The 25,271-nt window shown below is 42.7% G+C and carries 24 protein-coding genes; 13 read left to right on the top strand and 11 right to left on the bottom strand.

Annotation, left to right across the window (positions count from 1 at the left end):
* Nucleotides 1-52: 52 nt before the first annotated feature.
* From infA to aat, 3 genes are all read right to left on the bottom strand, one after another.
* Nucleotides 53-271 (bottom strand): translation initiation factor IF-1, encoded by a 219-nt coding sequence (infA, locus tag K358_RS0106855; protein ID WP_001040192.1) that lies wholly within the window; start codon nt 269-271, stop codon nt 53-55.
* 118 nt (nt 272-389) lie between these two features.
* Nucleotides 390-1,082, bottom strand: a complete 693-nt coding sequence (locus K358_RS0106850) for an arginyltransferase (protein ID WP_027696125.1) — start codon at nt 1,080-1,082, stop codon at nt 390-392.
* Between the two features lie 4 nt (nt 1,083-1,086).
* Complete coding sequence (aat, locus tag K358_RS0106845; RefSeq protein ID WP_027696124.1) at nt 1,087-1,797, bottom strand: leucyl/phenylalanyl-tRNA--protein transferase; 711 nt, start codon at nt 1,795-1,797, stop codon at nt 1,087-1,089.
* 121 nt (nt 1,798-1,918) lie between these two features.
* On the opposite strand from aat, the gene aroA reads away from it, so the two are divergent.
* The 7 genes from aroA to pyrF all read left to right on the top strand — a co-directional run bounded on the left by aroA (nt 1,919) and on the right by pyrF (nt 8,715).
* Nucleotides 1,919-3,220 (top strand): 3-phosphoshikimate 1-carboxyvinyltransferase, encoded by a 1,302-nt coding sequence (gene aroA, locus K358_RS0106840; protein ID WP_027696123.1) that lies wholly within the window; start codon nt 1,919-1,921, stop codon nt 3,218-3,220.
* Nucleotides 3,221-3,413: 193 nt separating this feature from the next.
* Nucleotides 3,414-4,094: a (d)CMP kinase gene (cmk, locus tag K358_RS0106835; RefSeq protein WP_027696122.1), complete on the top strand. Its 681-nt coding sequence runs from the start codon at nt 3,414-3,416 to the stop codon at nt 4,092-4,094.
* Between the two features lie 146 nt (nt 4,095-4,240).
* On the top strand, nt 4,241-5,911 hold the full coding sequence (rpsA, locus tag K358_RS0106830; RefSeq protein ID WP_027696121.1) for a 30S ribosomal protein S1: 1,671 nt from the start codon (nt 4,241-4,243) through the stop codon (nt 5,909-5,911).
* A 58-nt stretch (nt 5,912-5,969) separates the two neighbouring features.
* Nucleotides 5,970-6,272 carry an integration host factor subunit beta gene (gene ihfB, locus K358_RS0106825; protein ID WP_280456399.1) on the top strand — a complete coding sequence of 101 codons (303 nt, stop codon included), beginning with the start codon at nt 5,970-5,972 and terminating at the stop codon, nt 6,270-6,272.
* A 198-nt stretch (nt 6,273-6,470) separates the two neighbouring features.
* Nucleotides 6,471-6,761 carry a LapA family protein gene (locus K358_RS0106820; RefSeq protein ID WP_027696119.1) on the top strand — a complete coding sequence of 97 codons (291 nt, stop codon included), beginning with the start codon at nt 6,471-6,473 and terminating at the stop codon, nt 6,759-6,761.
* A gap of 12 nt (nt 6,762-6,773) precedes the next feature.
* Nucleotides 6,774-7,943, top strand: a complete 1,170-nt coding sequence (gene lapB, locus K358_RS0106815) for a lipopolysaccharide assembly protein LapB (RefSeq protein WP_027696118.1) — start codon at nt 6,774-6,776, stop codon at nt 7,941-7,943.
* Nucleotides 7,944-8,016: 73 nt separating this feature from the next.
* Nucleotides 8,017-8,715 (top strand): orotidine-5'-phosphate decarboxylase, encoded by a 699-nt coding sequence (gene pyrF / locus K358_RS0106810; RefSeq protein WP_027696117.1) that lies wholly within the window; start codon nt 8,017-8,019, stop codon nt 8,713-8,715.
* A gap of 120 nt (nt 8,716-8,835) precedes the next feature.
* Here pyrF and K358_RS0106805 read toward each other — a convergent pair whose 3' ends face one another.
* Complete coding sequence (locus K358_RS0106805; protein ID WP_027696116.1) at nt 8,836-9,252, bottom strand: VOC family protein; 417 nt, start codon at nt 9,250-9,252, stop codon at nt 8,836-8,838.
* Nucleotides 9,253-9,440: 188 nt separating this feature from the next.
* Here K358_RS0106805 and K358_RS0106800 point away from each other — a divergent pair, with 188 nt between their 5' ends.
* On the top strand, nt 9,441-10,241 hold the full coding sequence (locus tag K358_RS0106800; protein ID WP_027696115.1) for an alpha/beta fold hydrolase: 801 nt from the start codon (nt 9,441-9,443) through the stop codon (nt 10,239-10,241).
* Nucleotides 10,242-10,268: 27 nt separating this feature from the next.
* On the opposite strand, the gene K358_RS0106795 is transcribed toward K358_RS0106800, so the two are convergent.
* The 7 genes from K358_RS0106795 to elyC all read right to left on the bottom strand — a co-directional run bounded on the left by K358_RS0106795 (nt 10,269) and on the right by elyC (nt 16,969).
* The gene (locus tag K358_RS0106795; protein WP_027696114.1) at nt 10,269-10,592 is read right to left on the bottom strand and encodes a putative signal transducing protein; all 324 of its coding nucleotides are present in this window, start codon (nt 10,590-10,592) and stop codon (nt 10,269-10,271) included.
* The gene (locus K358_RS0106790; RefSeq protein WP_027696113.1) at nt 10,589-11,230 is read right to left on the bottom strand and encodes a CDP-alcohol phosphatidyltransferase family protein; all 642 of its coding nucleotides are present in this window, start codon (nt 11,228-11,230) and stop codon (nt 10,589-10,591) included. Before K358_RS0106790 ends, K358_RS0106795 begins: the two co-directional genes overlap by 4 nt.
* Nucleotides 11,223-11,900 (bottom strand): ATP-binding cassette domain-containing protein, encoded by a 678-nt coding sequence (locus K358_RS0106785; RefSeq protein ID WP_027696112.1) that lies wholly within the window; start codon nt 11,898-11,900, stop codon nt 11,223-11,225. Before K358_RS0106785 ends, K358_RS0106790 begins: the two co-directional genes overlap by 8 nt.
* Nucleotides 11,897-13,582, bottom strand: coding sequence for an ABC transporter permease (locus K358_RS0106780; protein ID WP_027696111.1), 1,686 nt, complete (start codon nt 13,580-13,582; stop codon nt 11,897-11,899). Before K358_RS0106780 ends, K358_RS0106785 begins: the two co-directional genes overlap by 4 nt.
* 40 nt (nt 13,583-13,622) lie before the next feature.
* Nucleotides 13,623-14,783 carry an ABC transporter substrate-binding protein gene (locus K358_RS0106775; RefSeq protein ID WP_027696110.1) on the bottom strand — a complete coding sequence of 387 codons (1,161 nt, stop codon included), beginning with the start codon at nt 14,781-14,783 and terminating at the stop codon, nt 13,623-13,625.
* Nucleotides 14,784-14,929: 146 nt separating this feature from the next.
* On the bottom strand, nt 14,930-15,934 hold the full coding sequence (locus K358_RS0106770) for a substrate-binding domain-containing protein (protein WP_027696109.1): 1,005 nt from the start codon (nt 15,932-15,934) through the stop codon (nt 14,930-14,932).
* Nucleotides 15,935-16,171: 237 nt separating this feature from the next.
* A complete protein-coding gene (elyC, locus tag K358_RS0106765) occupies nt 16,172-16,969 on the bottom strand; it encodes an envelope biogenesis factor ElyC (protein ID WP_027696108.1) in 798 nt (265 codons plus the stop codon).
* Between the two features lie 112 nt (nt 16,970-17,081).
* Here elyC and cmoM point away from each other — a divergent pair, with 112 nt between their 5' ends.
* The 5 genes from cmoM (at nt 17,082) to K358_RS0106740 (ending at nt 25,252) form a co-directional block, all read left to right on the top strand.
* Nucleotides 17,082-17,873, top strand: a complete 792-nt coding sequence (gene cmoM, locus K358_RS0106760) for a tRNA uridine 5-oxyacetic acid(34) methyltransferase CmoM (RefSeq protein ID WP_027696107.1) — start codon at nt 17,082-17,084, stop codon at nt 17,871-17,873.
* A gap of 32 nt (nt 17,874-17,905) precedes the next feature.
* A complete protein-coding gene (gene mukF / locus K358_RS0106755; RefSeq protein ID WP_051241223.1) occupies nt 17,906-19,288 on the top strand; it encodes a chromosome partition protein MukF in 1,383 nt (460 codons plus the stop codon).
* A 76-nt stretch (nt 19,289-19,364) separates the two neighbouring features.
* Entirely contained in the window at nt 19,365-20,093 is a 729-nt protein-coding gene (mukE, locus tag K358_RS0106750) for a chromosome partition protein MukE (RefSeq protein ID WP_027696105.1), read from the top strand.
* 14 nt (nt 20,094-20,107) lie between these two features.
* Nucleotides 20,108-24,568 (top strand): chromosome partition protein MukB, encoded by a 4,461-nt coding sequence (gene mukB, locus K358_RS0106745; protein ID WP_027696104.1) that lies wholly within the window; start codon nt 20,108-20,110, stop codon nt 24,566-24,568.
* Nucleotides 24,569-24,970: 402 nt separating this feature from the next.
* A complete protein-coding gene (locus K358_RS0106740) occupies nt 24,971-25,252 on the top strand; it encodes a type II toxin-antitoxin system Phd/YefM family antitoxin (protein ID WP_027696103.1) in 282 nt (93 codons plus the stop codon).
* The last annotated feature ends 19 nt before the right edge of the window (nt 25,253-25,271 follow it).

Below are 25,271 nucleotides of genomic sequence, written 5' to 3'. Positions count from 1 at the left end.
GTTTTGAAATTAGATTCAAATGGACGTTGCAGCCATTTAAATATTTAATTGATTAACGTGCGCGGAAGACGATACGGCCTTTAGATAAATCGTATGGAGTCATTTCTACAGTCACTTTATCACCCGTTAGGATACGGATGTAGTTTTTACGCATTTTGCCAGAAATGTGTGCCGTTACTACGTGACCATTTTCTAATTCTACGCGGAACATAGTGTTTGGTAATGTGTCAAGGACAGTGCCTTGCATCTCGATTACGTCTTCTTTTGCCATTTAATCCTCTTACCGAAATTTGGCTTATTCTTAACCGCTAGATTGAGCAGTCAATTTAGGGGTAATAATGCTCCAACAATGAATAAATATATGCAGGAGTTTAAAGTTGTTGCGTATTCTACCCTTGCCAACGCTGATTTACTAGCTTTTGATGACGTTGAAAGCGAACTTTGTAATTCATCGCCGGGCAATCATCAATTTGATAACCCAAATAAAGCCATTGTTTATGCATTTTTTCACATTGCTTCAACTGCAATAGCACACAAAGAGTGCCTAGCGATAATGGGTGTTCAGGTTCATAAAAGGTATAAAATGCACTTAGGGAACTAGGTAGGCAATCTGTCACCGCTACTGCGATGAGCTTATCGTTCTCATAAACATGTAAGAATTGAGGCTGCATCCAATCTGCGAGAATAAAGCTTTCAAAAACGTCTTTATTGGCAGGGTACATGCTGCCATTTTGGTGTCTCGCTTCAATATACCGCTCATATAAATCAAACCAATTATCATCTAGTTGTGGCTTTAATTGCCATGAAAGTTGATCAGCTTTATTCAGTAATCGTCGCTGGCTCTTTGAATATTTAATATCAGGGATTGAGACTCGAATAGGCTGGCAAGCCTGACAAGCATCGCAATGAGGTCGATAGATCATATTACCACTGCGACGAAAGCCATTAGCAAGAAAGACTTCATATTGACTAGGTGTATGTAACTCTTCATCTAAAATAATTGCGACACGCTCTTGCTGATTTTCTAAATAGCTACATTGGCTAGAAGGAGTTAGGCCGATTTTGATTTGGTTTGATTCCATCCGTTTATCCTTCGGTGTGCTTAAGTGTACATGGCGTAAAGTCGCTATTGATTGGCTTACTTTGTAATTGCTTCATTAGCGATATGAAGTCAGAGCGTGGGACTTCGTTGACGCCCAGTTTTTCTAAGTGAGGATTCATGATCTGACAGTCGATCAGTTGACCTCCAACATGAGCAAAGTGATTACATAGATACCAGAAGGCAACTTTAGATGCATTGCTTTCAAGTGAAAACATCGATTCACCACAAAATAGTTGGCCTAATTTAATGCCATATAAGCCGCCAATCAGAGAGCCATCACGCCAAACCTCAACAGAATGACAATGACCTAGTTTGGCTAATGCAATATAAGCATTAATCATCTCTTGAGTGATCCAGGTTTCTTCGATAGGGCGAGTGCTGGCACACAGTGTAATTACTTGTTCGGTTGCTTGGTTTAAAGTGACGGTTAAATGATTACGACGAAGATGCTTTCTTAGGCTTTTAGATGGAGAAAATTGGTCAGGCTTGATCACTGCTCTAGTAGCAGGGCTCCACCACAGAATGGGGTCTTGATCTGAAAACCAAGGAAATATGCCATGTTTGTATGCGTTGATAATTCTCTCTGGACTGAGATCGCCGCCGAAAGCTAACAATCCATCTGGCTCCGTGAGTGCAGATTCTACATCAGGAAATGTTTCTTTATAGTCATCTAAGCAAGGTAAGTAGATAGTCACGGCAAGTATTCTGTTTATTAATCAACTCTTGAGATGATAGCAAGATTTACACTAGCACTAAATCTTGTTTTTCGTTAATCTCAAATGCATTAATAGCTTATAGCAAGGAATATGAAAACCAATGGAAAGCCTTACTCTTCAACCTATCTCGAAAATCTCCGGCGAAATTAACCTTCCGGGGTCAAAAAGTGTTTCAAACCGGGCTTTATTATTGGCCGCTTTGGCGACTGGCACGACGCGCTTAACCAATCTTTTAGATAGTGATGATATTCGACACATGTTGAACGCTCTGACCAAGCTAGGCGTAGCATTCCAATTATCTGAAGATAAAACTGTATGTGAAGTGCAAGGTATCGGTGGCGCTTTTGATATAGACGCTTTGGGCATAGATACGTCACTTGAATTATTTCTCGGTAATGCAGGTACAGCAATGCGACCTCTCGCAGCAGCATTGTGCCTTGGAAAAGGGGAGTTTGTATTAACCGGTGAACCACGGATGAAAGAGCGCCCAATTGGTCATTTAGTTGATGCCCTGCAGCAAGCTGGAGCGTCGATTGAGTATTTAGAAAATGAAAATTATCCACCAATCAAAATAACCGGTACAGGATTGAAGTCTGGTTCAGTGACAATTGATGGTTCTATCTCAAGCCAATTTCTAACCGCTTTCCTCATGTCTGCGCCGCTTGCTGAGGGTGATATTACCATTCACATTGAAGGCGAATTGGTTTCTAAGCCATATATTGATATTACCTTAGACATCATGGCTAAGTTTGGCGTTAATGTTATCAATGATAATTACCAAACATTTACCATTCTTGCCGGCCAAACTTATCAAAGCCCAGGTCAATTCTTGGTTGAAGGTGATGCGTCTTCAGCTTCTTACTTTCTCGCTGCAGCTGCAATTAAAGGTGGAGAAATGAAAGTAACCGGTATTGGTAAAAACAGTATTCAAGGTGATATCCAATTTGCAGACGCACTGGAAAAAATGGGCGCAGAAATTGAATGGGGCGAGGATTATGTTCTTTGCCGAAAAGGGCAATTGAATGCGATCGATATGGATTTTAACCATATTCCAGATGCGGCGATGACTATTGCAACGGCGGCGCTATTCGCCAAAGGCACTACCTCGATTCGTAACGTATATAATTGGCGAGTAAAAGAAACTGACCGTTTATCTGCGATGGCAACGGAATTAAGAAAAGTTGGCGCAGAAGTAGAGGAAGGTCATGACTATATTACCATCACACCTCCGACACAGCTAAAGCATGCTGCTATAGATACTTATGATGATCATCGCATGGCAATGTGCTTTTCACTGGTGGCACTAAGTGATACTGCAGTGACGATTAACGATCCAAACTGTACCTCAAAGACTTTCCCTGATTACTTTACAAAGTTTAGCGAATTAAGTCAGTTGGTCTAAAATTAAACATAATTCAGCCTCACTTAGCGTGGGGCTTTTTTGTGTTGGGATAAAATATCAGCTCCTTTCACTATTATTGGATATATTGACTAATAATCCATGCATAGACGGCCTATTTTCGCTATAATTTTGCGCTTAAAATACGTCATGTTTCTTGAGCAGTGCTTGCTCACATAGATCCCGGAGAAAATGTATGTCATCTCAAAGCCCGGTTATCACCGTAGATGGACCAAGCGGCGCAGGTAAAGGTACCTTGTGTATGATGCTTGCGGATAAGTTGAATTATCATCTACTTGATTCAGGCGCAATCTATCGTGTATTGGCTTTAGCCGCTCTTCATCATGGTGTGGATACAGAATCAGAAGATGCACTAGTACCATTAGCTAATCACCTTGATGTGCAATTTATTGCGGAAGGTGACTTGGTGAGAGTCATTTTAGAGGGCGAAGACGTATCGAAAGAATTACGTAAAGAAGAAGCGGGCACTGCTGCCTCAAAAGTCGCTTCTTTACCTAGAGTACGTGAAGCATTACTACGCCGCCAACGCGCATTTAGTGCGGAACCTGGCTTAGTTGCGGATGGTCGAGATATGGGAACAGTTGTTTTCCCGAATGCAGAAGCGAAAATTTTCTTAGATGCAAGTGCCGAAGAAAGAACACAACGCCGTTTGAACCAGTTGCAACTAAAGGGCTTAAGTGGTAAATTCGACCAACTTTTATGCGATATTCAGGAACGTGACGATCGTGACCGCAACCGTGCTGTTGCTCCTTTACGTCCAGCTGATGACGCATTAGTGATTGATTCTACATTACTTTCTATTGAAGAAGTGGTAGATGTCGCGCTAAAATTTATAGAATCTAAACTCACTAAGTAAGTGTTTGTTTTTAGGGCTTCTGGTTTTTAAAAACATCGCTATTTAGTGATAAGGACTGTCGGTCGCAAGGATGATGACTGGCTAATTTATCAACCCCATGCGGTAGGATACCCATGGACGTTTAATTAAATGAAGATCATATTATAATGACTGAATCTTTTGCTCAACTCTTTGAAGAGTCGCTAAACGAACTAGAATTCCGCCCAGGTACTATTGTTAAAGGTACTGTTGTTGCTATCGAGAACGGTTTCGTTCTTGTTGACGCAGGCCTAAAATCTGAATCTGCTATTCCAGCTGAACAATTCAAGAACGCTGCTGGCGAACTTGAAGTTGAAGTTGGTGCTGAAGTAGATGTAGCACTTGACGCGGTAGAAGATGGCTTCGGTGAAACTCAACTTTCTCGTGAGAAAGCTAAGCGCCACGAAGCTTGGATCGTACTTGAGAAAGCATGTGAAGAAGCTGAAACTGTTGTTGGTATCATCAACGGTAAAGTTAAAGGCGGTTTCACTGTTGAACTAAACGGTATCCGTGCATTCTTACCTGGTTCTCTAGTAGACGTACGTCCAATTCGTGACACTGCTCACCTAGAAAACAAAGAGCTAGAGTTCAAAGTAATCAAGCTTGATCAGAAACGTAACAACGTTGTTGTTTCTCGTCGTGCTGTTATCGAATCAGAAAACAGTGTTGAGCGTGACGAACTTCTTGAAACTCTACAAGAAGGTACTGAAGTTAAAGGTATCGTTAAGAACCTTACTGACTACGGTGCATTCGTTGACCTTGGCGGTGTAGACGGCCTACTTCACATCACAGATATGGCTTGGAAGCGTGTTAAGCACCCATCTGAAATCGTAAACGTTGGTGACGAAATCCTAGTTAAAGTTCTTAAGTTTGACCGTGAGCGCACTCGTGTTTCTCTAGGTCTTAAGCAACTTGGCGAAGATCCATGGGTAGCAATCGCTAAGCGTTACCCAGAAGGTCACAAACTAACTGGTCGTGTAACTAACCTAACTGATTACGGCTGCTTCGTAGAAATCGAAGAAGGCGTTGAAGGTCTAGTACACGTTTCAGAAATGGATTGGACTAACAAAAACATCCACCCATCTAAAGTTGTTAACGTTGGTGATGAAGTTGAAGTTATGGTTCTTGATATCGACGAAGAACGTCGTCGTATCTCTCTAGGCCTAAAACAATGTAAAGCTAACCCTTGGCAGACTTTCGCTGAAGCGCAAGCTAAAGGCGACAAAGTTACTGGTAAGATCAAGTCTATCACTGACTTTGGTATCTTCATCGGTCTTGACGGTGGTATCGACGGTCTAGTTCACCTATCTGACATTTCTTGGAATGCTCAAGGTGAAGAAGCGGTTCGTGACTACAAGAAAGGCGACGAAATCTCTGCAGTTGTTCTAGCAGTAGACGCTGATCGTGAGCGTATTTCTCTTGGCGTTAAGCAAATGGAAAACGACCCGTTCAACAGCTACGTTGCTGACAACAAGAAAGGTACTCTTGTAAACGGTACTGTAACTGCAGTTGACGCGAAAGGTGCTACAATTGAATTACAAGAAGGTGTTGAAGGTTACATCCGTGCTTCTGAAGCAGCACGTGACCGTATCGAAGACGCATCTCTAGTATTCAGTGTTGGTGACAGCGTTGAAGCGAAATTTACTGGTGTAGACCGTAAGAATCGCGTAATCAACCTATCTATCAAAGCTAAAGATGAAGCTGAAGAGCAAGAAGCAATGGCTACTCTAAACAAAGCTGATGAAGCTGCGTTTGGTAATGCTATGGCTGACGCATTCAAGGCTGCTAAAGGCGAATAATTTTTGCCTATAGAAGGGGGCCTGAAAGGGCTCCCTTTTTTCGATAAGAAAGAGAAAAGTGAGGGAATCACCTATGACTAAGTCAGAATTAATTGAAAGACTTTGTGCTCAGCAAACCCATTTATCAGCAAAAGAAGTAGAGGATGCGGTAAAAGATATCCTTGAACATATGGCTTCTAAATTGGAAGACGGCGATCGTATTGAAATTCGTGGTTTCGGCAGTTTTTCTCTACATTATCGTGAACCGCGTATTGGTCGTAATCCTAAATCAGGTGAAAAAGTGGAATTGGAAGGTAAATACGTTCCTCACTTTAAACCAGGAAAAGAGCTACGTGAGCGTGTAAATAGCAGCATCGCGTAAGTGTGATGTCATGAAGTTACATGATTAGAATTCAAAAAAAGCGGCATTCGTTAGATTGCCGCTTTTTTTATGGGTAAAATTCAAACGACTGGCTATTTAATTAAGAATATTTCCATCTTTCAATTAATTGGCATGGAGTGTCAGGCAAATTTACTGCATAATCAAAGAATCGTTTCGCTGTATGGAAAGGTGGTAATTATGAAAATTATAAAAATCATACTGGTTATCGCACTTTTTCTGATTGCTTTAGCGTTAGGCGCACAGAATCAAGAAACAGTGACATTTAATTATCTCATTGCTCAAAACGAACTGCCGCTCTCTTTGTTACTCGGCATTGTTTTTGTGGTTGCTTTTGCCATTGCTTGGTTGATTTTTGGTAGCTTATACTTGAAATCAAAACTCACTGTGCTTCGTTTACGCAAACAACTGAATAAAGCACAGGCATCTTCTGCAAAGCCATCAGAGCAACTTCCTGAAATTAAAGGCTAGGTTTATTCGTTAATGCTAGAGCTACTCTTTCTGCTATTACCCATCGCCGCTGCTTATGGCTGGTATATGGGTAATCGTAGTGCTCGACATGATAAGCAAGAACAATCACATCAGATCTCTCGGCAGTATGTCAGAGGTCTAAACCTCCTATTGTCTGAACAATCAGATAAAGCCGTTGATCACTTTATCGAATTACTGCAAGTAGATGATGAAACGATTGATACTCACTTAGCCTTGGGTAATCTGTTTCGCTCTCGTGGTGAAGTGGATAGGGCAATTCGTATACACCAAAATTTAATTTCTCGTGAAGGTCTTACGGTTGACCAAAAAAATCTTGCTCTGCAGCAGCTAGCGAAAGATTACATGGTGTCGGGCTTTTTTGACCGTGCAGAGAAAATCTTTGAGCAATTGATTGAAGAGCCTGAACATAGAGAACAAGCCCTTCAGCAACTTGTCACGATCTACCAGCAAACTCGTGAATGGAATAAAGCGATTAAATATGGCGATGATTTAGTTTCAATGGGGCGTAAGAAAATGCGTCGTGACATTGCTCATTATTGGTGTGAAATCGCGATGCATGAATTGAGTTTAACCAATACATCAAAAGCGATTCTCTACTTTAAGCGTGCACTAACTGAAGATCCTAAATGTGTTCGCGCCAATATCGCTTTAGGGAATATTTATCTTGAGTCGGATAACTATAAGCAAACGATTCAATGCCTAGAGCAAGTTATTGAGCAAGACATTGATTACATCTCTGAAATTCTCCCAACCTTGGCGGATTGTTATTACCAAATCGGTCAAGAGTCAGGAATGTTAGAGTTCTTGAAAAAGTGCATCGCTAAGAAAGCTGGGGTATCTGCCGAGTTAATGCTTGCTCAAATGGTCGCTCAGCATGAGGGTATTGCCGCTGCTCAAACCTTGTTAACCCAGCAATTGATAAAGAACCCAACGATGAAAGGGTTCTATCGACTGATTGATTACCACATTGCCGAAGCTGAAGAGGGCCGCGGCAAGGACAGCTTGACGACTTTACAAGAGATGGTAGGGGTGCAAATGAAAGCTAAGCCTCATTATAAATGTCGCCAGTGTGGCTTTTCTACGCATTCTATCTATTGGCATTGCCCATCCTGTAAAGGGTGGGGAACCATTAAACCAATCCGCGGTTTAGATGGTGAATAATGATGGAAATCTAGACATTTTCATTCATGATTTTCCCACGAGCCACTAATATTTTATTTATAGAGGAAGACCAATGTTAGATCCAAAAGTGATTGTTGCCTTAGATTATGAAAATCAAAATGATGCATTAGCTTTCGTGGATAATATTGATCCTACCCAATGCCGCTTAAAAGTCGGTAAAGAAATGTTTACTCTATTTGGCCCTGACTTTGTTCGTGAATTACACAAACGTGGCTTCTCGGTTTTTCTAGACCTTAAATTTCATGATATTCCGAATACTTGTTCGAAAGCGGTTAAAGCAGCGGCAGAAATGGGCATTTGGATGGTCAATGTTCACGCCAGTGGTGGTGAGCGTATGATGTCGGCATCACGCGAAATCCTTGAACCTTATGGTAAAGATCGCCCGTTATTGATTGGGGTAACAGTACTAACCAGTATGGAACAATCGGATCTCGCTGGTATTGGGCTGGATGTGGCTCCGCAAGAGCAAGTGAAACGTCTTGCTAAGCTAACTCAGCAAAGTGGTTTAGATGGCGTTGTATGCTCTGCTCATGAATCTTCGATGTTAAAGGCTGAACTAGGTCAAGAGTTTAAATTGGTGACACCAGGCATCCGCCCAGTAGGCAGTGCTGCAGGCGATCAGCGCCGCATCATGACGCCAGCTGAAGCAATGACTGCAGGTTCCGATTACTTAGTTATTGGCCGTCCAATTACTCAAGCAGAAGAGCCAAACCAAGTGTTAATAGATATCAACGCTTCTTTGAACGCGTAAACGGACTTATTCACGCAAATAGCTCATTTTCGTATATATCCCAGTTTCGTATATACCTAAGTGATTAGGGTATAAAACACAAAAGCCAGTGCTCATTTTGACACTGGCTTTTTTGTTGGTTTATAAATCGTTATTTCGCTCACTTGGAATATCGGTTAGGTATTCAACAAACTCAACTTCAAACCCTGCAGGGTCGACGAAGTAGACGTTTTTCCTAAATGGATTCTCTGCTCCAGGTTTCGCTATTTGGTATCCGTTACTGACTAACCTTTCTACTATGCTATCTATGTTATCTACCGAATAAGCAAAGTGTGCTAATCCTACCTGGTAACCATCGAGATCTCGGTTTTGCCCTTCACCATGATTACTGATGGCGAGATATTGATAATCATCGCCTAGATGTAACCAGTGTCTTGGCTTTCCATGCCATTCATCATCACCTTCGCTACGGATTGTCCAATGAGGAAACGCAGTTTGATAAAAGTGAATCATGGCGGGAACATCACTAACGACTAAATTGACATGTTCTAAGTACATACACATTCCTTTGATTGATGGCTTGCTGAATTAATTTAAGACCAAGATAAAACCTCAAGCTAACATGAGGTAAAGTGCTTTTTGTAATATAAATTCACATAATAGACTTTAGTAAAAAAACGTAGAGAGAGGCTTTGATGTGGTATAATCAACCAATAAATTTTAACCATAAGACGTAGTATTTTATTATGACAAAAGAGCTTTTGTTTCATAAAACATATTTGCATCCAACGAGCCAAGAATGGGTTGTATTCGTTCATGGTGCTGGCGGCAGCTCGTCTCTATGGTTCAAACAAATTAAAGACTACCGTCAGCATTACAATTTACTCTTGATTGATTTAAGAGGGCATGGGCGTTCAAATCAATTACTCAAGAATATCATTTCAAAGCACTACTCATTCCAAGATGTGACAACGGATATTCTTCATGTGTTAGAGCACCTCAATATTGAAAAAGCGCATTTTATTGGAATGTCTCTAGGGACTATCTTAGTGCGAAATCTAGCTGAAATGGCGCCAGAGAAAGTCCAAAGTATGGTGCTTGGTGGAGCGGTTACACGACTTGATGTCCGTTCACAACTTTTGGTTAAGGTGGGGTATTGGAGCAAAAATATTATTCCTTATATGTGGCTATATAAGTTATTTGCTTACATTATTATGCCGCAGCGCGGACAAAAAGAATCCCGTCATCTATTTATCCGAGAAGCCAAAAAGCTTTGTCAGAAAGAGTTCAAACGCTGGTTTAAGTTATCGGTTGATGTTAATCCTATGATGCGTTATTTCAGAGACCGTGAGCTACCGATCCCAACTCTGTATCTAATGGGAGAGATGGACTACATGTTTATCCGCCCAGTGAAAGAGATGGTTAAGCAGCATCAATTTAGCCGTTTACTTGAGATCCCAGGTTGTGGGCATGTTTGTAATGTTGAAAAACCGGTAGAGTTTAATCAACACTCTTTAGCTTTCATTCAGCAAAACAGCCAATATTAAACTGGCAAGTTTAACTAATTTCAGTGGTTATGCTGTTTGATCTTGTGATGGATTCGCTTGACCACAATTCCAACACACTGCAAATTGAGCTTCAATACTTTCTCCGCATTGCTGGCAATCCCAATTAGGTCTCAACTCTTCTTTTTCGTAATCCGCTATTAATTGCTTGGCTCTTTCTTCATCCCGTTCGTCAAGTAACCACACATAGGGATCAGTATCATTGGTTAAAGGAACTTCTCCCTTTAAACTGAAAATCTCACCAGAATGCACTTTGGCCTCTATTCGATGGCTCTTGAGTAACTCGCAAACAATATGAGCTTCAACAGGGTTACCCGCACTGAATATTTTCATAAATTATCCTCTTGATGCTGCTGAGTTTCTGATGATTGAATGGTGCGATAACCCGCCCAAATTCTATTGATTGTGGTGATAAAGCATAGCGCTGCAAAGATGGCAGCAAGTTGTGGGAAAAGAGCAGGCCAGAGACAAAAGGCGATAAAGAAACCTATGGTCTCAGTCCCTTCCGCAATGCCTGACATGTAATATAAAGATTTGTTTTGATAAACCGGATTGGTGATATTTCTCTTGCCTGCAATAGAAGCAAACGCTAAGAAGCTACTACCAGTGCCCACGAAGCTGACAATTAATAGTGCAGCCCAAAGTGCGTTTTGTTCTGGATTAGAGAGGAGAAAACCAAATGGGATCAGAGCGTAAAAAATAAAATCCAAGCAAATATCAAGAAAACCACCGGCGTCAGAGGTTTGTGTCTGCCTCGCAATCGCACCATCAAGACCATCACCAATGCGATTCAATACGATGAATAATAAAGCCAAAAGGTAATGCTCACCCCATAATGCGGGGATGGCGAATAGACCAATCAGAAAGCTTGCCAGAGTGATGTGGTCAGCTTTGATATGGCGTTGAACACATTGCTTTGCTAAGGCGTCTAATGGGCGTTTTATTAGTGGGATAACATACCTATCAAGCATTGGCATTCTCCGTGCTAAATTGCTCCCAATGTATAATTTTGCCGTCGAGAGGAGCATCTGCTTTATCATGCGTAACCATTAACGTTGGAACTTGAGCCGCCGCTAATTGTTTAAACACCCAATCTCTAAAGTTAACCCGTAGCTCGGGATCCAATTTACTAAATGGTTCGTCTAGTAAAACTGCCTTAGGCTGTGCGCTGAGCATCCTAATCAGGCTGACTCGGGCTCTTTGCCCACCTGAAATTTGATGTGGCATAGAGTAGGCGATATCAGTCAACCCGACGTTATCTAAGGCCGCTAAAGCCTCTAATTTTCTTTCTTTCGCTTTGATATTATTTGGCAAAGCAAATGCAATATTTTCCCAAATGTTCAAATGTGGAAATAGTAAGTCATCTTGAAATAAGATGCCGATAGAACGTTTGTGAGGATCGTTAGTCTGAATCTCTTGTTTATTTAATATTACTTTGCCGTCATAGCAAAATTCTTGGCTAAAGTGCCCAGCAATCACATTAAGTAATGTTGATTTACCACAACCACTTGGGCCCATTAAGGTGACTATTTCTCCGGGAGCAATGCTTAAATTGAGGTTGTTAACCAGTGGCGTTTTTCCCGAATTAGTTGCTTTGAGTGCTCGATAGTAAATGGATAGCTGCTCTAATGACAAACTCATAATGAAGGTGACTCCTGCTTATAAGTAACTTTACTTCGGTGCTGAAAAATGCGGTTACCGATAAGCGCTAAGCTGAAAAAAACAAAGGGCAATATTGCCTGCCATAATGCATAAAGTGCAACCACTCTTCGATCATGGCCACTGGATAACGCAACGGCTTCGGTCGTCAATGTGACGACTCTTCCTGAGCCTAGCATTAACGTTGGTAAATATTGCGCTAAACTTACGCTCATTCCCATCGCCCAAGCAAATAATATTCCACTGGCTAGTGTACGTAACTTTATTGTGAAGAAGACCTTTAGTGGTGAAACGCCGAGACTTACCGCAGTTTGAGATAGTCGGCTAGGGTAGCTTTTCCATGGCCCATCTAAGGATAGGTAGACATAAGGAAAAACAAAAAAAGTATGCGCCCATATTACCCACAACCAATAATATTGCTGATTAATCCAAAGGCTAGTGATTTGCAGACCAAAAAGTAAAGAGAGTTGAGGGATCAACATAGGTAAGGCAATCACATACATCGGAATATGGTAGCGAAAGTGATGGCGATACTCATGAGCAATCAGTGCAAGAATCAAAGCCGCCCCTGCGCTGAATAAGGCCAGCCAGACGCTGGTTAAAATGGTGTCTTGAATATAGGGCCATTCATTTAACCAAAATCGAATACTCCAAAAGGTAGGTAGTAGATTTGGGTATGACCAGCGGAGTGCAAACGTCCAAATGATCATCACCGGAATGGTCAATAAACTAATGCAGGCGATCAGGTGGAAGAAATAAGGTTTTACTGCCAAGGAAGAATTTCGGCCAGAGGTTAACCAAGATCGAAATCTCCCTAGTACTAAACGCTCTGTTAGCCAAATTAAGCCAATTAAAACAGAACACAAAACAAACATTAAAAATGCGCCAGCTGCCGCTCTTGGGAGTTGAGATAAATCTGGATCGTTAAACCATTGCCATACTAATACCGCAAATGTCGGAGGGTGAGTGGGGCCTAAAATCAAACTAACATCAACTACCGAGCAGGAATAAGCCATGATGGCGAATAGAGGAAAGCGCATGTGGTGCAACCATTGGGGGAAAATAGCTTTCCACCATGCTTGAGCTACGGAGTATCCTAAGCCTTGCGTGACTTGCAGTGTTTGTTCGACTTTTAAGTTGTTCAGTATCGCAACACTCATTAATAACAAAAAAGGTGTTTCTTTAATTGCCAGAGCAAGGGCTAAGCTAATACCAATATTATCTTGTAGAGAGTAAATCCAAGTAAACCATACATGAGGGAAACTTAAGGTATCGCTAACCATAAAGCTGAGAAGACGGGCGAGCCAACCAGTATCAGAGAATAAGAATAGAAAACCCACCGCAAAAGCGACATGTGGTAGCGCGAGGAGAGGAGATAACAATTTCTCAATTCTCTGCCATGAACGACTTCCCCAATAGGCTTGTAAAATGGCAAAGGTCATGATGACAGCAATGACGGTACTAACGACCGCTGTCATCGTAGTTTGCAGAAGCGAACGCTCAACCCCCGGCCAACTGATGGCTGACATGAATCCATCCAAAGTGAATATATTCAGATCAAGCGGTGGAATAATGCCAAAAGCTGGGATCACCATGCCTAAAACCCCCGGAAGGAGAGGGAAAAAGCAGATCAAAATCACCAGTAAATAACCGATGCTTAGCATACGTCTTTGCTTGCTTTGCATGAGTTCCCTTAATTCGCTGTTATCGGCTATATCGCTCAATCCAAGCCTGCTCTAGGGCGGTTTGCCAGCTAGGGTGTGGCTCTTCAATTGAGGGGAATAGCCTGGTTTTCTGAGCGCTACCGGCTAAGTATTTGGCTCGTAATACCGATGGATCGCCCCAGACATTAATATCGCCTTTACGTGATTGCGCCTGTGGGCTGAGTAGGAAGTTAATTACAACCAGTGCGCCTTCTTTTGCATTGGCATTCCATGGGATGGCGAGGAAATGAATGTTAGACAGTGCGCCATTTTGCCATGCGTAGCTTTGAGTGCTTGGTGCTAATTTGCCGCTTGCTTGGGCAGAAAAAACTTCATTTGGATTAAAGGTAATCGCAATATCTATTTGATCATCATCGAGCAGTTGTAGCATTTCAGGCTGAGTGGTTGGAAATTGACGGCCTTGTTGCCATAAGTAAGGTTGAATCGCATCTAAGTAATCCCACAAAGGTTTAGTTACTTGAGTAAATGACTTTTCATCAACTGGCTTAGATAGCGCGATCTTTTCATCGGAGAGTTCGATAAGTAAGGCTTTTAAAAAACTGGTGCCATGAAACTGAGGTGGCTTAGGGTAGGTGATACGTCCTGGATGAGCTTTAGCATAATCGAATAATTGTTTTGCTGATTGTGGTGGCGTTGGCAATTTTTTCTGATCATGAATATAGACTAATTGACCAACTCCCCAAGGGGCTTCCAACCCTTCCGTTGGTTCAGAGAAATCATTAGTGACAGGGAGACTAGAATCGACTTTTTGCCAATTTGGTAGGCTTGAAGCAAAAGGGCCGTAGAGTAATTGGCTATTCTTCATTGATTTGAAATTTTCACCATTAATCCAAACCATATCGACACTACCTCCAGAATGTTTTCCGGCAGTTTTTTCAGCGAGTAGGCGAGTAGTCGTTTCGGATATGTCGGTGACTTTAACGTGGTGAAGTTCAACGCCATATTTTTGTTTTACTTGCTTTGCCACCCAACGGAGGTAGTCATTAATCTCTTGGCTGCCGCCCCAAGAATTAAAATAGACATCTTGTCCTTTTGCTTGCTGCTCAACTTGTTGCCAATCCAACTGGCTAATAGAGCCATCTTTAGCAGAAGAAAGCAGTGGAAGAGTGAGTAAAATGAAGCTAAGTAACAGACGTTTCATGCATATCCTTATACAAAAATCAGGAGGTATATATCCAATCTACTTGGGTATATCAATATAGACAGATGATCAGCTTAAAAAATTTCAATAAAAAAACCAACGACATCAGCGTTGGTTTTTTATCCGTCATTCGATTAAGAGTACTACTATTTCAGTGTTTTTACCGAAGAACGTTCTAGAATCTCCGGGAACATCTCAAATGTTTGCTTAGCGTGATTTTTATCTTTAATACGCTCTAGTAAAATCTCTACCGCATTCTTACCTAAACGACGTTTTGGCTGGTGAACCGTCGTCAAAGGTGGTGAGAAGTAAGGTGAAATATCAATGTTATCGTAACCAATCACTGAGATATCTTCCGGTACTTTCATGCCTTTTTCTTGTAAGCGACTCATTAAGCCAAGAGCCATAATATCGTTAAAGCAGAAAATTGCGGTTGGTTTTTTATCCATCGCAAGAATCTTATCTGCAGCAATCACCGCAGTATCACACTCAAAGTTACCTTCAAGTAACCATTCTTCTGGAAGCGTTAAACCGTCTTCCGCTAATGCGCGTTTACAGCCTGCGATGCGTTCTTTACAGGCGACTTTCTCGAAATGACCACTTAGACAAGCAATATCCGTGTGCCCCTTATCAATCAAGAAGCGAGTAGCTAAGTAACCACCTTCTTCAGAGTTATCGATGATCTTATCGGCTTGAGAGCTTTCTGGGCCCCAATCCATGACCACTTTAGGAATGTCTGGGTGACCGTCTAACATCTCTTGTAGATCAGCATCTAAGTCTGAACACATCACTAAAAGGCCATCAACACGTTTGCCAGCTAGCATGCGGATATAATCGCGTTGTTTGTCAGCACGACCGCCAGTATTACAAAGGATTAGCGTGTAACCTTTTCGGTAACAGTAACTTTCTACGCCATCGACTACTTCGGCAAAGAATGGGTTAGTAGACTGTGTTACCAACATACCAATGGTGCTAGTGGTATTACATTTAAGACTACGGGCAACGGCACTTGGGGCATAATTCAGTTCTTTCACTGCGGCCATGACTTTTTCTTGAGTTGCTTCAGCGACAAAGCGAGTCTTATTGATGACATGTGACACAGTAGTGGTGGAAACACCTGCAATACGTGCGACATCTTTGATTGTAGCCATAGTGAATTTCCTTTATGCCGACGCCTTCGCCGGATTTATTCTAATTAGGTAAGTAACCAAAAAGATAAAAGCCGCCATTAATCAGCGACTTAATTTTATTCTGTATTCTATACTTGGATATATGAGTTACGATTTTAGTCCTAAATGTTATGTCTGACAATCAGATATGGCATTTTTATGACTAAACAAACATCGCACGTTAGTGGTAACGTTATCGATTGCTCGCGTATCATCTCGTTACTCTAACGTTGTAGCGGTACCAGCGTTTTTCTGGTTGGTCAGGGTATCGCGTAAAGATGACCACCAACGACCCAGTTGCTCATACCAATAACGCTCACTTTGCTCTAGATATTTCGCTTGTGGAGAATACTTCTCCCATGGCTGCTTAATATCATCAAAGGCTAAGTAGTTGGTTGGCGCAGGGATCGGTTCAAGTCCTGCTTTTTTAAACTCGCCGATTGCGCGTTTCATATGACTGGCAGAAGTGACTAGTACCATTCGCTTTTCAGCAACAAAACCTGCCGCTTGATGCGCTTCATCCCAAGTATCTTGAGCACTTTCTAAAAGAATAATATCGGATTTAGCTACCCCTAATGAAACGGCAACATTGGCCATCATTCGTGCGTTGCTGACGGATGTGCCGCCATCATAACCAGACAAAATCAACTTTGCGCCAGGGTAGAGGTGTAAAATACGAATACCTTCAGCAAGACGCATCAAGCCATTGCGAGACAGTTCCGACGTCGCTGGAATATCATTATCAACAATATGGCCACTTCCCAATACCATGACATAATCAATGGTGCCGTCTACGGGTACAAAAGCTTTGTAAGCACGTTCGGTCGGTTTCAATAATGAAGTCGAAATGGGTTGGAATGAAAATAGAAAGATCCCCATTAAAGAAACAAAAGTGAATAAACACCCTAAGCCGCGTTTGTAGGTGAACATAATCAGAAATAAGCCAATAAAACCTATAATCAGCAAGGCCGGCAAAGGCATGATCAGAGCCCCAATTAATTTTTTTAGTTCAAACATTTTAAATAGCCCAAAAATTCATCATTCAGCAGGTAAAACGGAGTAATTGCTTTATTCCTGTAATTGCTGTGACAGAATACACGCAAAATTCAGTTATCTTAAACGAAAAAAAATGGACAATGATCGAAATTTCGATGATATCGCGCATAAATTCGCCAAAAACATCTATGGTTCAGACAAAGGTGATATTCGCCAAGTGATCCTTTGGCAAGATATTGAGCAAGCTTTAGGCCGTTTACAACAGCAAAAAAAAGCCCTGTCTGTGCTCGATGCCGGAGGTGGATTAGCTCAAATGTCGCAAAAAATTGCTCAGCTTGGACACCAAGTGACACTGTGTGATATTTCCAACGAAATGTTAGCATTAGCTCAGCAAGGCATTGAAAATAATGGTTTATCTTCGCAGTTTCGTTTTGTTCATTCCGCTATTCAACACCTCGATGAGCACTTAAGTGAGCAATCGGATTTGGTGTTATTTCATGCCGTTATGGAATGGTTGGAAAATCCGCAACAAGTATTAGCAAGCCTACTTGAAAAGGTAAAACCGGGCGGCATCATTTCAGTGATGTTTTATAATCACCACGGTTTAGTTTTGAAAAATGTAACTTGTGGTAATATTCCCCACATTTTGCAGGGAATGCCACATCGCAAGCGCTTTAAATTGCAACCTCAAGGTGGCTTATTGCCGGAAGAGGTCTATCAATGGATAGAATCTGCAGGCTTCGATATTTGTGGTAAATCAGGTATCCGATGCTTTAACGACTATATCGGAAACCAACAATACATGGGCGAGTATGGACCAGAAGATGTGTTGGCACTAGAGCAACAGTTATGCCGCACGGAGCCTTATCTTTCTCTTGGGCGCTATATTCATGTGTGGGCACAAAAGCCTCATACTGCCGAATAGCCCGAGAGTCATTAGAAAATACAGGAATGATAATGAGTGAAATAACTCAATCTTCACTTCAACCGTCGACAGGCGGACAGCCGCTTGAGGACAAAACGATAGGTGAACAGCCCATCGATGAACTAGTCAGCTGGGTGAAGCAACATGACTTTTCATTGAACCTTTCTTCTGAGCGATTAGCGTTTTTGATTGCGATTGCGGTATTAAGCAATGAGAAGTTCGATGAAGAGCTCGGCGAAGGTGAATTGCACGATGCATTCAAAATCGTCACCAATATGTTTGATGAAACTGGTGAAGCTTCGGCATTTCGCGCCAACAACGCGATCAATGAATTAGTCTCCCAAAGGTTGATGAGTCGCTTTGTCAGTGAATTGAATGAAGGCGCAAGCATTTATCGTATGTCGCCACTAGGCGTTTCGATTACCGATTACTACGTTCGTCATCGTGAATTTTCAAAGCTTAAGTTATCCATTCAGTTGTCTATGGTTGCCGATGAAATGTCGAAAGCCGTTGAGGCAGCTAATCAAGCTTCAGATATCGCGCAATGGCAAAAGCATGTTTATGGCGTACTAAAATATTCGGTGAGTGAAATTTTCGACCGTATCGATTTAAACCAGCGCGTTATGGATGATCAGCAAGTGGAAATTAAAAACCAAATTGCTGAGCTGTTAAACCAAGATTGGCGAGATGCGATCAGCAGTTGTGAAAGTCTACTGACTGAAACTTCGACTACCCTGAATGAATTGCAAGATACACTACAAGCGGCAGGCGATGAGCTACAAACCCAGCTACTTGATATTCAGCAGCTTATCTATGGCCAAGAAGGCTTAGATTTCATTGACGCTATTTTGTTTTCACTGCAAACCAAACTCGACCGTATTGTTAGCTGGGGTCAGCAAGCGATAGATTTGTGGATTGGTTACGACCGCCACGTACATAAGTTTATCCGTACTGCTATCGATATGGATCAAAACCGAGCCTTTAGTCAGCGTTTGCGTCAGTCCGTGACCGATTACTTTGATATGCCATGGTATTTGACCTACGCCGATGCCGAGCGTCTACGTGACATGCGCGATGAAGCCATGTTACTACGTGATGATGAAGTGACTGGTGCGATTCCAGATGAAGTGGAATATGAAGAATTAACCACCGTTGATGATGAACTGAGCGAGCGAGTCGCCACCATGCTTCAACAACACAAAGAAACCGGCCAGCCGATTGATTTAGGTTCGGTATTACGAGATTACCTTGCGCAGCACTCTCATGCGCAACATTTTGATTTAGCCAGAATGGTGATCGACCAAGCGGTAAGAATGGGGTATTCCGAATCGGATTACCAAGCCATCCAGCCGGATTGGAAAGCGATTAACGATTTTGGAGCAAAGGTACAAGCGAATGTCATCGATCAATACTAATTACGAGGCGCACAGCGCCGATCTGTCTCAAAATACCAGCTATTCACAAGAGACCGACAACTCTCAAGATGCTTACATGCCAGAACAATTGGTGAAAGCTCTATCTAACCCATTATTCCCCGCGCTTGACAGCCAATTGCGTGCGGGCCGCCATATCTCAAGTGATGATATGGATAACTACGCTTTTTTAAGTGATTTTGACGGTGATCTTGGCGCTTTCTATCAGCGTTATAATGCAGAATTGGTTCGTGCGCCAGAAGGCTTCTTCTACCTACGTCCACGTTCAACCTCATTCATTGGCCGCAGCGTGTTATCGGAACTTGATATGCTGGTGGGTAAAATCTTGTGCTTTTTGTATTTAAGCCCAGAGCGTCTCGCCCATGAAGGAATCTTCACTAATCAAGAACTATACGAAGAGCTAATCAACCTTGCTGATGAAAAGAAACTGATGCGTTTGGTGACGAACCGCGCAACCGGTTCGGATTTGGATAAAGAAAAGCTGTTTGAAAAAGTGCGTACTTCGCTGCGTCGGCTACGTCGTATCGGTATGGTATTGCCAGTCGGTGATGATGAGAAGTTTAGAATCAGTGAAGCCGTCTTCCGTTTTGGTGCTGATGTACGTGTCGGTGACGATGTTCGCGAAGCGCAACTACGCTTGATTCGTGATGGTGAAGCGGTGCTTGATCCTGAAGCCGTTGACCCAAATAAAGCGAATGATACTCAAGATAAGCAAGATGCTTCAGACGAACAATCAGAAGATTTGGCTGAACAAGAAGAACAAGAACAGAAAGCAGGTGACCTATGATCACGCAAAATAACATGATCGAAAGAGGTAAATATCAATCGCTAACCATGATCAACTGGAACGGCTTCTTTGCTCGTACTTTTGATATTGATGGGTTAGTGACCACACTTTCTGGCGGTAACGGTGCGGGTAAGTCGACGACCATGGCGGCTTTCATCACGGCATTGATTCCAGACCAAAGCTTACTGCATTTCCGTAACACTACCGAGGCGGGGAGTTCACAAGCCTCTCGTGATAAAGGCCTATTCGGTAAACTACAGCCGGGTACTTGTTACTCGGTGCTTGATGTTGTCAATTCACGTCATCAACGCTTGTTGTTTACGGTAAAACTGCAACAAGTGACAGGTCGTGATAAGAAAGTGGATATCAAACCGATTCTTATTCAAGGTCTACCAAGCAACGTCAAACCGACCGATGTCTTAATTGAAAGCCTAGAAAACGGCCAAGCTCGCGTTCGTACTTACAACGAGCTAAAAGACAAAGTCGCGGAATATGAAGGCGTGCAAATTAAAGCCTTTTCGTCTGTTGCCGATTACCATGGCGTGATGTTTGAAATGGGCGTCTTGCCGAAGAAACTACGCAACACCGGTGACCGTTCTAAGTTCTATCGTTTAATCGAAGCCTCTTTGTATGGCGGTATCTCAAGTGCAATCACTCGTTCATTACGTGACTACTTATTGCCACAAAATGGTGGAGTGAAGAAAGCCTTCCAAGATATGGAATCGGCGTTGCGTGAAAACCGCATGACGCTAGAAGCCATCAAAACCACGCAAGCCGACCGTGACTTGTTTAAGCATTTAATTACTGAATCGACCAACTATGTGGCAGCAGACTACATGCGCCATGCCAATGACCGTCGTATTAAGCTAGATCAAGCGTTAGCACTGCGCAGTGAATTAAATCAATCGAGCAGTACTTTAACTTCGCAAATGCAATTGATTACTCAAGTTCAGAGTGAGCTTGAGCAATTAATTGATCAAGAGTCTGGCCTAGAGCAAGATCATCAAGCCGCTGCCGACCATCTGCAATTGGTGCAAACGGCGATTCGCCAGCAAGAAAAAATTGAGCGCTACCAAGAAGATTTGGAAGAGCTAAGTGAACGCTTAGAAGAACAAATCATGGTAGTGGAAGAAGCGGCAGAGCAAGTTGCGATTGCCGAAGAACAAGCTGAAGTTTCTGAACAAGAAGTCGATAGCTTAAAATCGCAACTGGCCGATTACCAACAAGCATTAGATGTACAGCAAACTCGCGCGTTGCAATATCAACAAGCCGTGCAAGCGTTAGAAAAAGCGCAACAGTTGACAGATAACGACAACCTAACCGCGGAGAATGCTCAAGGGCAATTGTCTGAATTGAAGCAACAAGAGTCAGAGAATACTTCTGCGCTATTGTCGCTAAAACACAAGCTAGACATGTCATCTGCCGCAGCAGAGCAGTTTGAGCAAGCGTTAGCATTAGTGAACAGTATTGTTGGTGATGTGGCTCGTACTGAAGCATTATCACATGCAAAAGAGGCGGTGCAGAAATCTCAACAAGCTCAGCAATGGTTACAAAATGAATCACAATGGCGCGCCCAGCAGCGTGACCTAGAGCGTAGCTTAAACGAGCAGCGTCAAGCCTCTGAACTAGTTGAACAATACCAATCTCAACACCAAGTTCGCCTTGATGATGAAATGGTATTAGAGCAAGAACGTGAGCGTCACCTAGAGCAGCTTGATGTGCTCGCCGGAGAACAAGAAGAACTGCGCGATTTACGTGGTGATTTACGTCGTTCTCAACAAGATTCTGAAGCGCAAATTCAAGCTCTGCAAAAGCAAGCACCAGCCTGGATTGCAGCCAGTGAGGCACTAGAAAAACTGCAATCGCAAACCGACGCTGAGCTAACTGATGGCCACGCGGTGATGGCACAAATGCAACAAGTGCTTGAGCAAGATAAACAGCAATCCATGGCCAAAGAGCGCTTGTCCGCTCGTCGTGATGAGTTAGATAGTGATATTGAGCGTCTAGCGTCACCATCAGGCTCAAATGACCCGCGTTTAAAAGGTTTAGCGGATAGTTTAGGCGGCGTGTTGTTATCCGAAATTTACGATGACATCACCATTGAAGATGCACCATTTTTCAGTGCGATGTACGGTCCATCTCGTCATGCAATTGTCGTATCTGACCTTGATGGCATTAAAGAAAAGCTGGTGGATTTAGATGATTGCCCAGAAGATCTTTACATCATTGAAGGCGATGTGGATGCGTTTGACGACAGTACTTTCAACGCCGACGAACTAGATGGCGCGGTATGCGTTCAACTAAACGACCGTCAGCTACGTTATTCTCGTTTACCTTCGATTCCACTATTTGGCCGTGCCGCCCGTGAGCAACGTTTAGAGTTGTTACGTGCTGAGCGTGAACAAGTGGCGGAAGAGTATGCCAAAGCGGCGTTTGATTCACAGAAGCTACAACGTCTATACCAAAGCTATAACGAGTTCGTATCTAAACACATTCATATTGCGTTTAACGACGACCCAGAACAGCAACTGGCGGAAGTGCGTGATGGTTTAAATCAAGTGGTTCGTCAATTGGCGTCACTGGATGAAAAAGACCAACAGCAACGCAGCCAAATGCAAACGGCCAAGCAGGCGCTAGCTCAGTTAGATAAACTGGCTAACGTGATGCATCTCATTGAAGATGAAAGCCTAGCCGAGCGTTTAGAAGAAATTAACGACAAGCTTGAGCAGCTGACTCAATACAAATCGTTTGCTCAACAGCATGGTAAAGCTGCCGAGAAGCTATCGAACATGTTGTCTGCTCTAGAAGCGGATCCAGAGCAATTTGATGCGCTGCAAGCACAATATCAGCAAGCGGATCAAAACTTACAAACATTGAAAACTCAACTGTTTGCCTTAGCTGATTTGCATGAGCGTCGTCATTACTTTGCTTACTCAGATTCAGTCTCTCTACTGGATCAAAGCAGCGAATTAAGCGAGCAGCTAAAACGTAAACTTGAGCAAGCAGAACAAGCGAAAGTACGTAGCCGTGAAGGCTTGAGACAAGCGCAAGGCCAAATGAACCAATATAATCAATTATTGGCTTCTTTGAAATCGTCGCATCAAGCTAAATTGGAAACCGTACAAGAGTTTAAACAAGAGCTGCAAGACTATGGCGTAACGCCAGACATCGGCGCAGTAGAGCGTGCAGAAACACGTAAAAACGAACTGTATGAGCGTCTACATTTATCTCGCCAACGTAAGAGTGAATTTGAACGTACCCTTACTGCAACCGATATGGAAATGAAGACGCTAACCAAGCGCGTTAAGAAAATTGAAAAAGACTACAAAGACCTACGTAAGTTTGTGGTTAACGCTAAAGCAGGTTGGTGCTCAGTACTACGTTTAGCGCGTTTAAATGATGTTGAGCGTCGTTTGCATCGCCGTGAATTAGCGTACCTTTCTGATAACGAACTGCGTTCAATGTCGGATAAATCGCTAGGTGCCTTGCGCCTAGCGGTTGCCAACAATGAAACGCTACGTGATGCGCTACGCGGCTCAGAAGATAATGCTCGCCCAGAAGGCAAAGTATTGTTCTACATCGCAGTTTACCAGCATCTACGTGAGCGTATTCGCCAGGATATTATTCACACCAGCGATCCAGTTGAAGCGATTGAAGAGATGGAAGTGGAGCTGGCTCGTCTAACCGAAGAGCTAACGCAACGTGAAAACCGTCTGGCCATTAGTTCAGGTTCAGTGGCGAATATCATCAAGAAGACGATTCAACGTGAGCAAAACCGTATTCGTATGCTAAACCAAGGCTTGTCGAACATTGCTTTTGGTCAGGTACGTGGCGTGCGTTTAAATGTTGGTATTCGTGAAAGCCATGAAACGCTATTAGCAGGCTTAGCTGAGCAGCAAGACCAACATCAAGACTTGTTCGATAACCCACGTTTAACCTTCTCAGAAGCAATGGCGAAACTGTTCCAACGCGTGAACCCACATATCGATATGGGTCAACGTTCACCGCAAATCTTAGGTGAGGAGTTACTGGACTACCGTAACTACTTAGAGCTGAGCATTGAAGTGAACCGTGGTTCAGAAGGTTGGTTACAAGCTGAATCTGGCGCGCTATCAACCGGTGAAGCGATTGGTACTGGTCAGTCAATCTTGTTGATGGTTATCCAAAGCTGGGAAGAAGAATCACGCCGTCTGCGCAGTAAAGATATTGTGCCGTGTCGTCTACTCTTCTTAGATGAAGCCGCACGTTTGGATACCAAATCCATCAATACCTTATTCGAGCTATGTGACCGTCTAGATATGCAATTACTGATTGCCGCACCGGAAAACATCAGCCCAGAAAAAGGCACCACCTACAAACTTGTACGTAAAGTGTTTAAAGATCACGAACACGTACACGTGGTTGGCTTGCGTGGTTTTGGCAATGGCCCAAAAGATAAAACCGACCAAGCACAAGAGCTTGAAACAGTAGAGTAGGGAAAGCCTTACTTTGAAATTAAAGCGCCTCACTTCTTTGGAGTGAGGCGTTTTTTTGTTTGTTTTAAAATTTCCGAGTGTAAGTTATTCAGCCAGTTGAATCTCAACACACTTTAGGACGTTCTTTATCATTACATACTTCACGCGTTGCACGGAATGAAAGGTTTCGTCATCCTTGAGGAGCCTAAGCGACATCGAGGATCTACTTATCACGCGCTGTAAACCATTTGCAGAAAAGATTCAGAGCGCTTTAAGTAGATCCTGAACTACGTTCGTGCCTCACTATTCAGGATGACGGATTATCTCGCCTATTAAGTTGCTATCACACAATATCAACCTCTTGCTAATAACGTTTAGGTGGACTATTGTTTGTACGTTATTTTGTACTAATTGGAGTTCAGTATGAGCCGTATTCATTTCGATCAAGATATTCAACCGTTATCTGAGTTTCGTGCCGGTGTTGCATCTTACATAAAACAAATAAATGAGACTCGTCGTCCACTGGTCATCACACAGCGTGGTAAAGGTGTAGCTGTTGTTCTCGACGTTGCGGAGTATGAAGCAATGCAAGAGAAGATCGAACTGCTTGAAGAAATGCGTACCGCAGAAGCTCAATTGGCTTCAGGACTAGGTGTTTCAAATGAAGATGCGCGCTCACAAGTGTTAGGGCGCATTAAAAAATGAAAGTAGTTTGGTCACCATT

This window comes from Vibrio litoralis DSM 17657, assembly GCF_000426765.1.
In the GTDB taxonomy this organism is placed as follows: domain Bacteria; phylum Pseudomonadota; class Gammaproteobacteria; order Enterobacterales; family Vibrionaceae; genus Vibrio; species Vibrio litoralis.
The sequence above is the reverse complement of the archived record's forward strand: the minus strand, read 5'-3'. Positions and strand labels throughout refer to the sequence as shown.

Excerpts from the sequence above, each read along its gene's own strand:
- infA (WP_001040192.1), bottom strand. The coding sequence starts at position 271 with ATGGCAAAAGAAGACGTAATCGAGATGCAAGGCACTGTCCTTGACACA.
- K358_RS0106850 (WP_027696125.1), bottom strand. The coding sequence starts at position 1,082 with ATGGAATCAAACCAAATCAAAATCGGCCTAACTCCTTCTAGCCAATGT.
- aroA (WP_027696123.1), top strand. The coding sequence starts at position 1,919 with ATGGAAAGCCTTACTCTTCAACCTATCTCGAAAATCTCCGGCGAAATT.
- cmk (WP_027696122.1), top strand. The coding sequence starts at position 3,414 with ATGTCATCTCAAAGCCCGGTTATCACCGTAGATGGACCAAGCGGCGCA.
- rpsA (WP_027696121.1), top strand. The coding sequence starts at position 4,241 with ATGACTGAATCTTTTGCTCAACTCTTTGAAGAGTCGCTAAACGAACTA.
- K358_RS0106820 (WP_027696119.1), top strand. The coding sequence starts at position 6,471 with ATGAAAATTATAAAAATCATACTGGTTATCGCACTTTTTCTGATTGCT.
- lapB (WP_027696118.1), top strand. The coding sequence starts at position 6,774 with ATGCTAGAGCTACTCTTTCTGCTATTACCCATCGCCGCTGCTTATGGC.
- pyrF (WP_027696117.1), top strand. The coding sequence starts at position 8,017 with ATGTTAGATCCAAAAGTGATTGTTGCCTTAGATTATGAAAATCAAAAT.
- K358_RS0106805 (WP_027696116.1), bottom strand. The coding sequence starts at position 9,252 with ATGTACTTAGAACATGTCAATTTAGTCGTTAGTGATGTTCCCGCCATG.
- K358_RS0106800 (WP_027696115.1), top strand. The coding sequence starts at position 9,441 with ATGACAAAAGAGCTTTTGTTTCATAAAACATATTTGCATCCAACGAGC.
- K358_RS0106795 (WP_027696114.1), bottom strand. The coding sequence starts at position 10,592 with ATGAAAATATTCAGTGCGGGTAACCCTGTTGAAGCTCATATTGTTTGC.
- K358_RS0106790 (WP_027696113.1), bottom strand. The coding sequence starts at position 11,230 with ATGCTTGATAGGTATGTTATCCCACTAATAAAACGCCCATTAGACGCC.
- K358_RS0106785 (WP_027696112.1), bottom strand. The coding sequence starts at position 11,900 with ATGAGTTTGTCATTAGAGCAGCTATCCATTTACTATCGAGCACTCAAA.
- K358_RS0106780 (WP_027696111.1), bottom strand. The coding sequence starts at position 13,582 with ATGCTAAGCATCGGTTATTTACTGGTGATTTTGATCTGCTTTTTCCCT.
- K358_RS0106775 (WP_027696110.1), bottom strand. The coding sequence starts at position 14,783 with ATGAAACGTCTGTTACTTAGCTTCATTTTACTCACTCTTCCACTGCTT.
- K358_RS0106770 (WP_027696109.1), bottom strand. The coding sequence starts at position 15,934 with ATGGCTACAATCAAAGATGTCGCACGTATTGCAGGTGTTTCCACCACT.
- elyC (WP_027696108.1), bottom strand. The coding sequence starts at position 16,969 with ATGTTTGAACTAAAAAAATTAATTGGGGCTCTGATCATGCCTTTGCCG.
- cmoM (WP_027696107.1), top strand. The coding sequence starts at position 17,082 with ATGGACAATGATCGAAATTTCGATGATATCGCGCATAAATTCGCCAAA.
- mukF (WP_051241223.1), top strand. The coding sequence starts at position 17,906 with ATGAGTGAAATAACTCAATCTTCACTTCAACCGTCGACAGGCGGACAG.
- mukE (WP_027696105.1), top strand. The coding sequence starts at position 19,365 with ATGCCAGAACAATTGGTGAAAGCTCTATCTAACCCATTATTCCCCGCG.
- mukB (WP_027696104.1), top strand. The coding sequence starts at position 20,108 with ATGATCGAAAGAGGTAAATATCAATCGCTAACCATGATCAACTGGAAC.
- K358_RS0106740 (WP_027696103.1), top strand. The coding sequence starts at position 24,971 with ATGAGCCGTATTCATTTCGATCAAGATATTCAACCGTTATCTGAGTTT.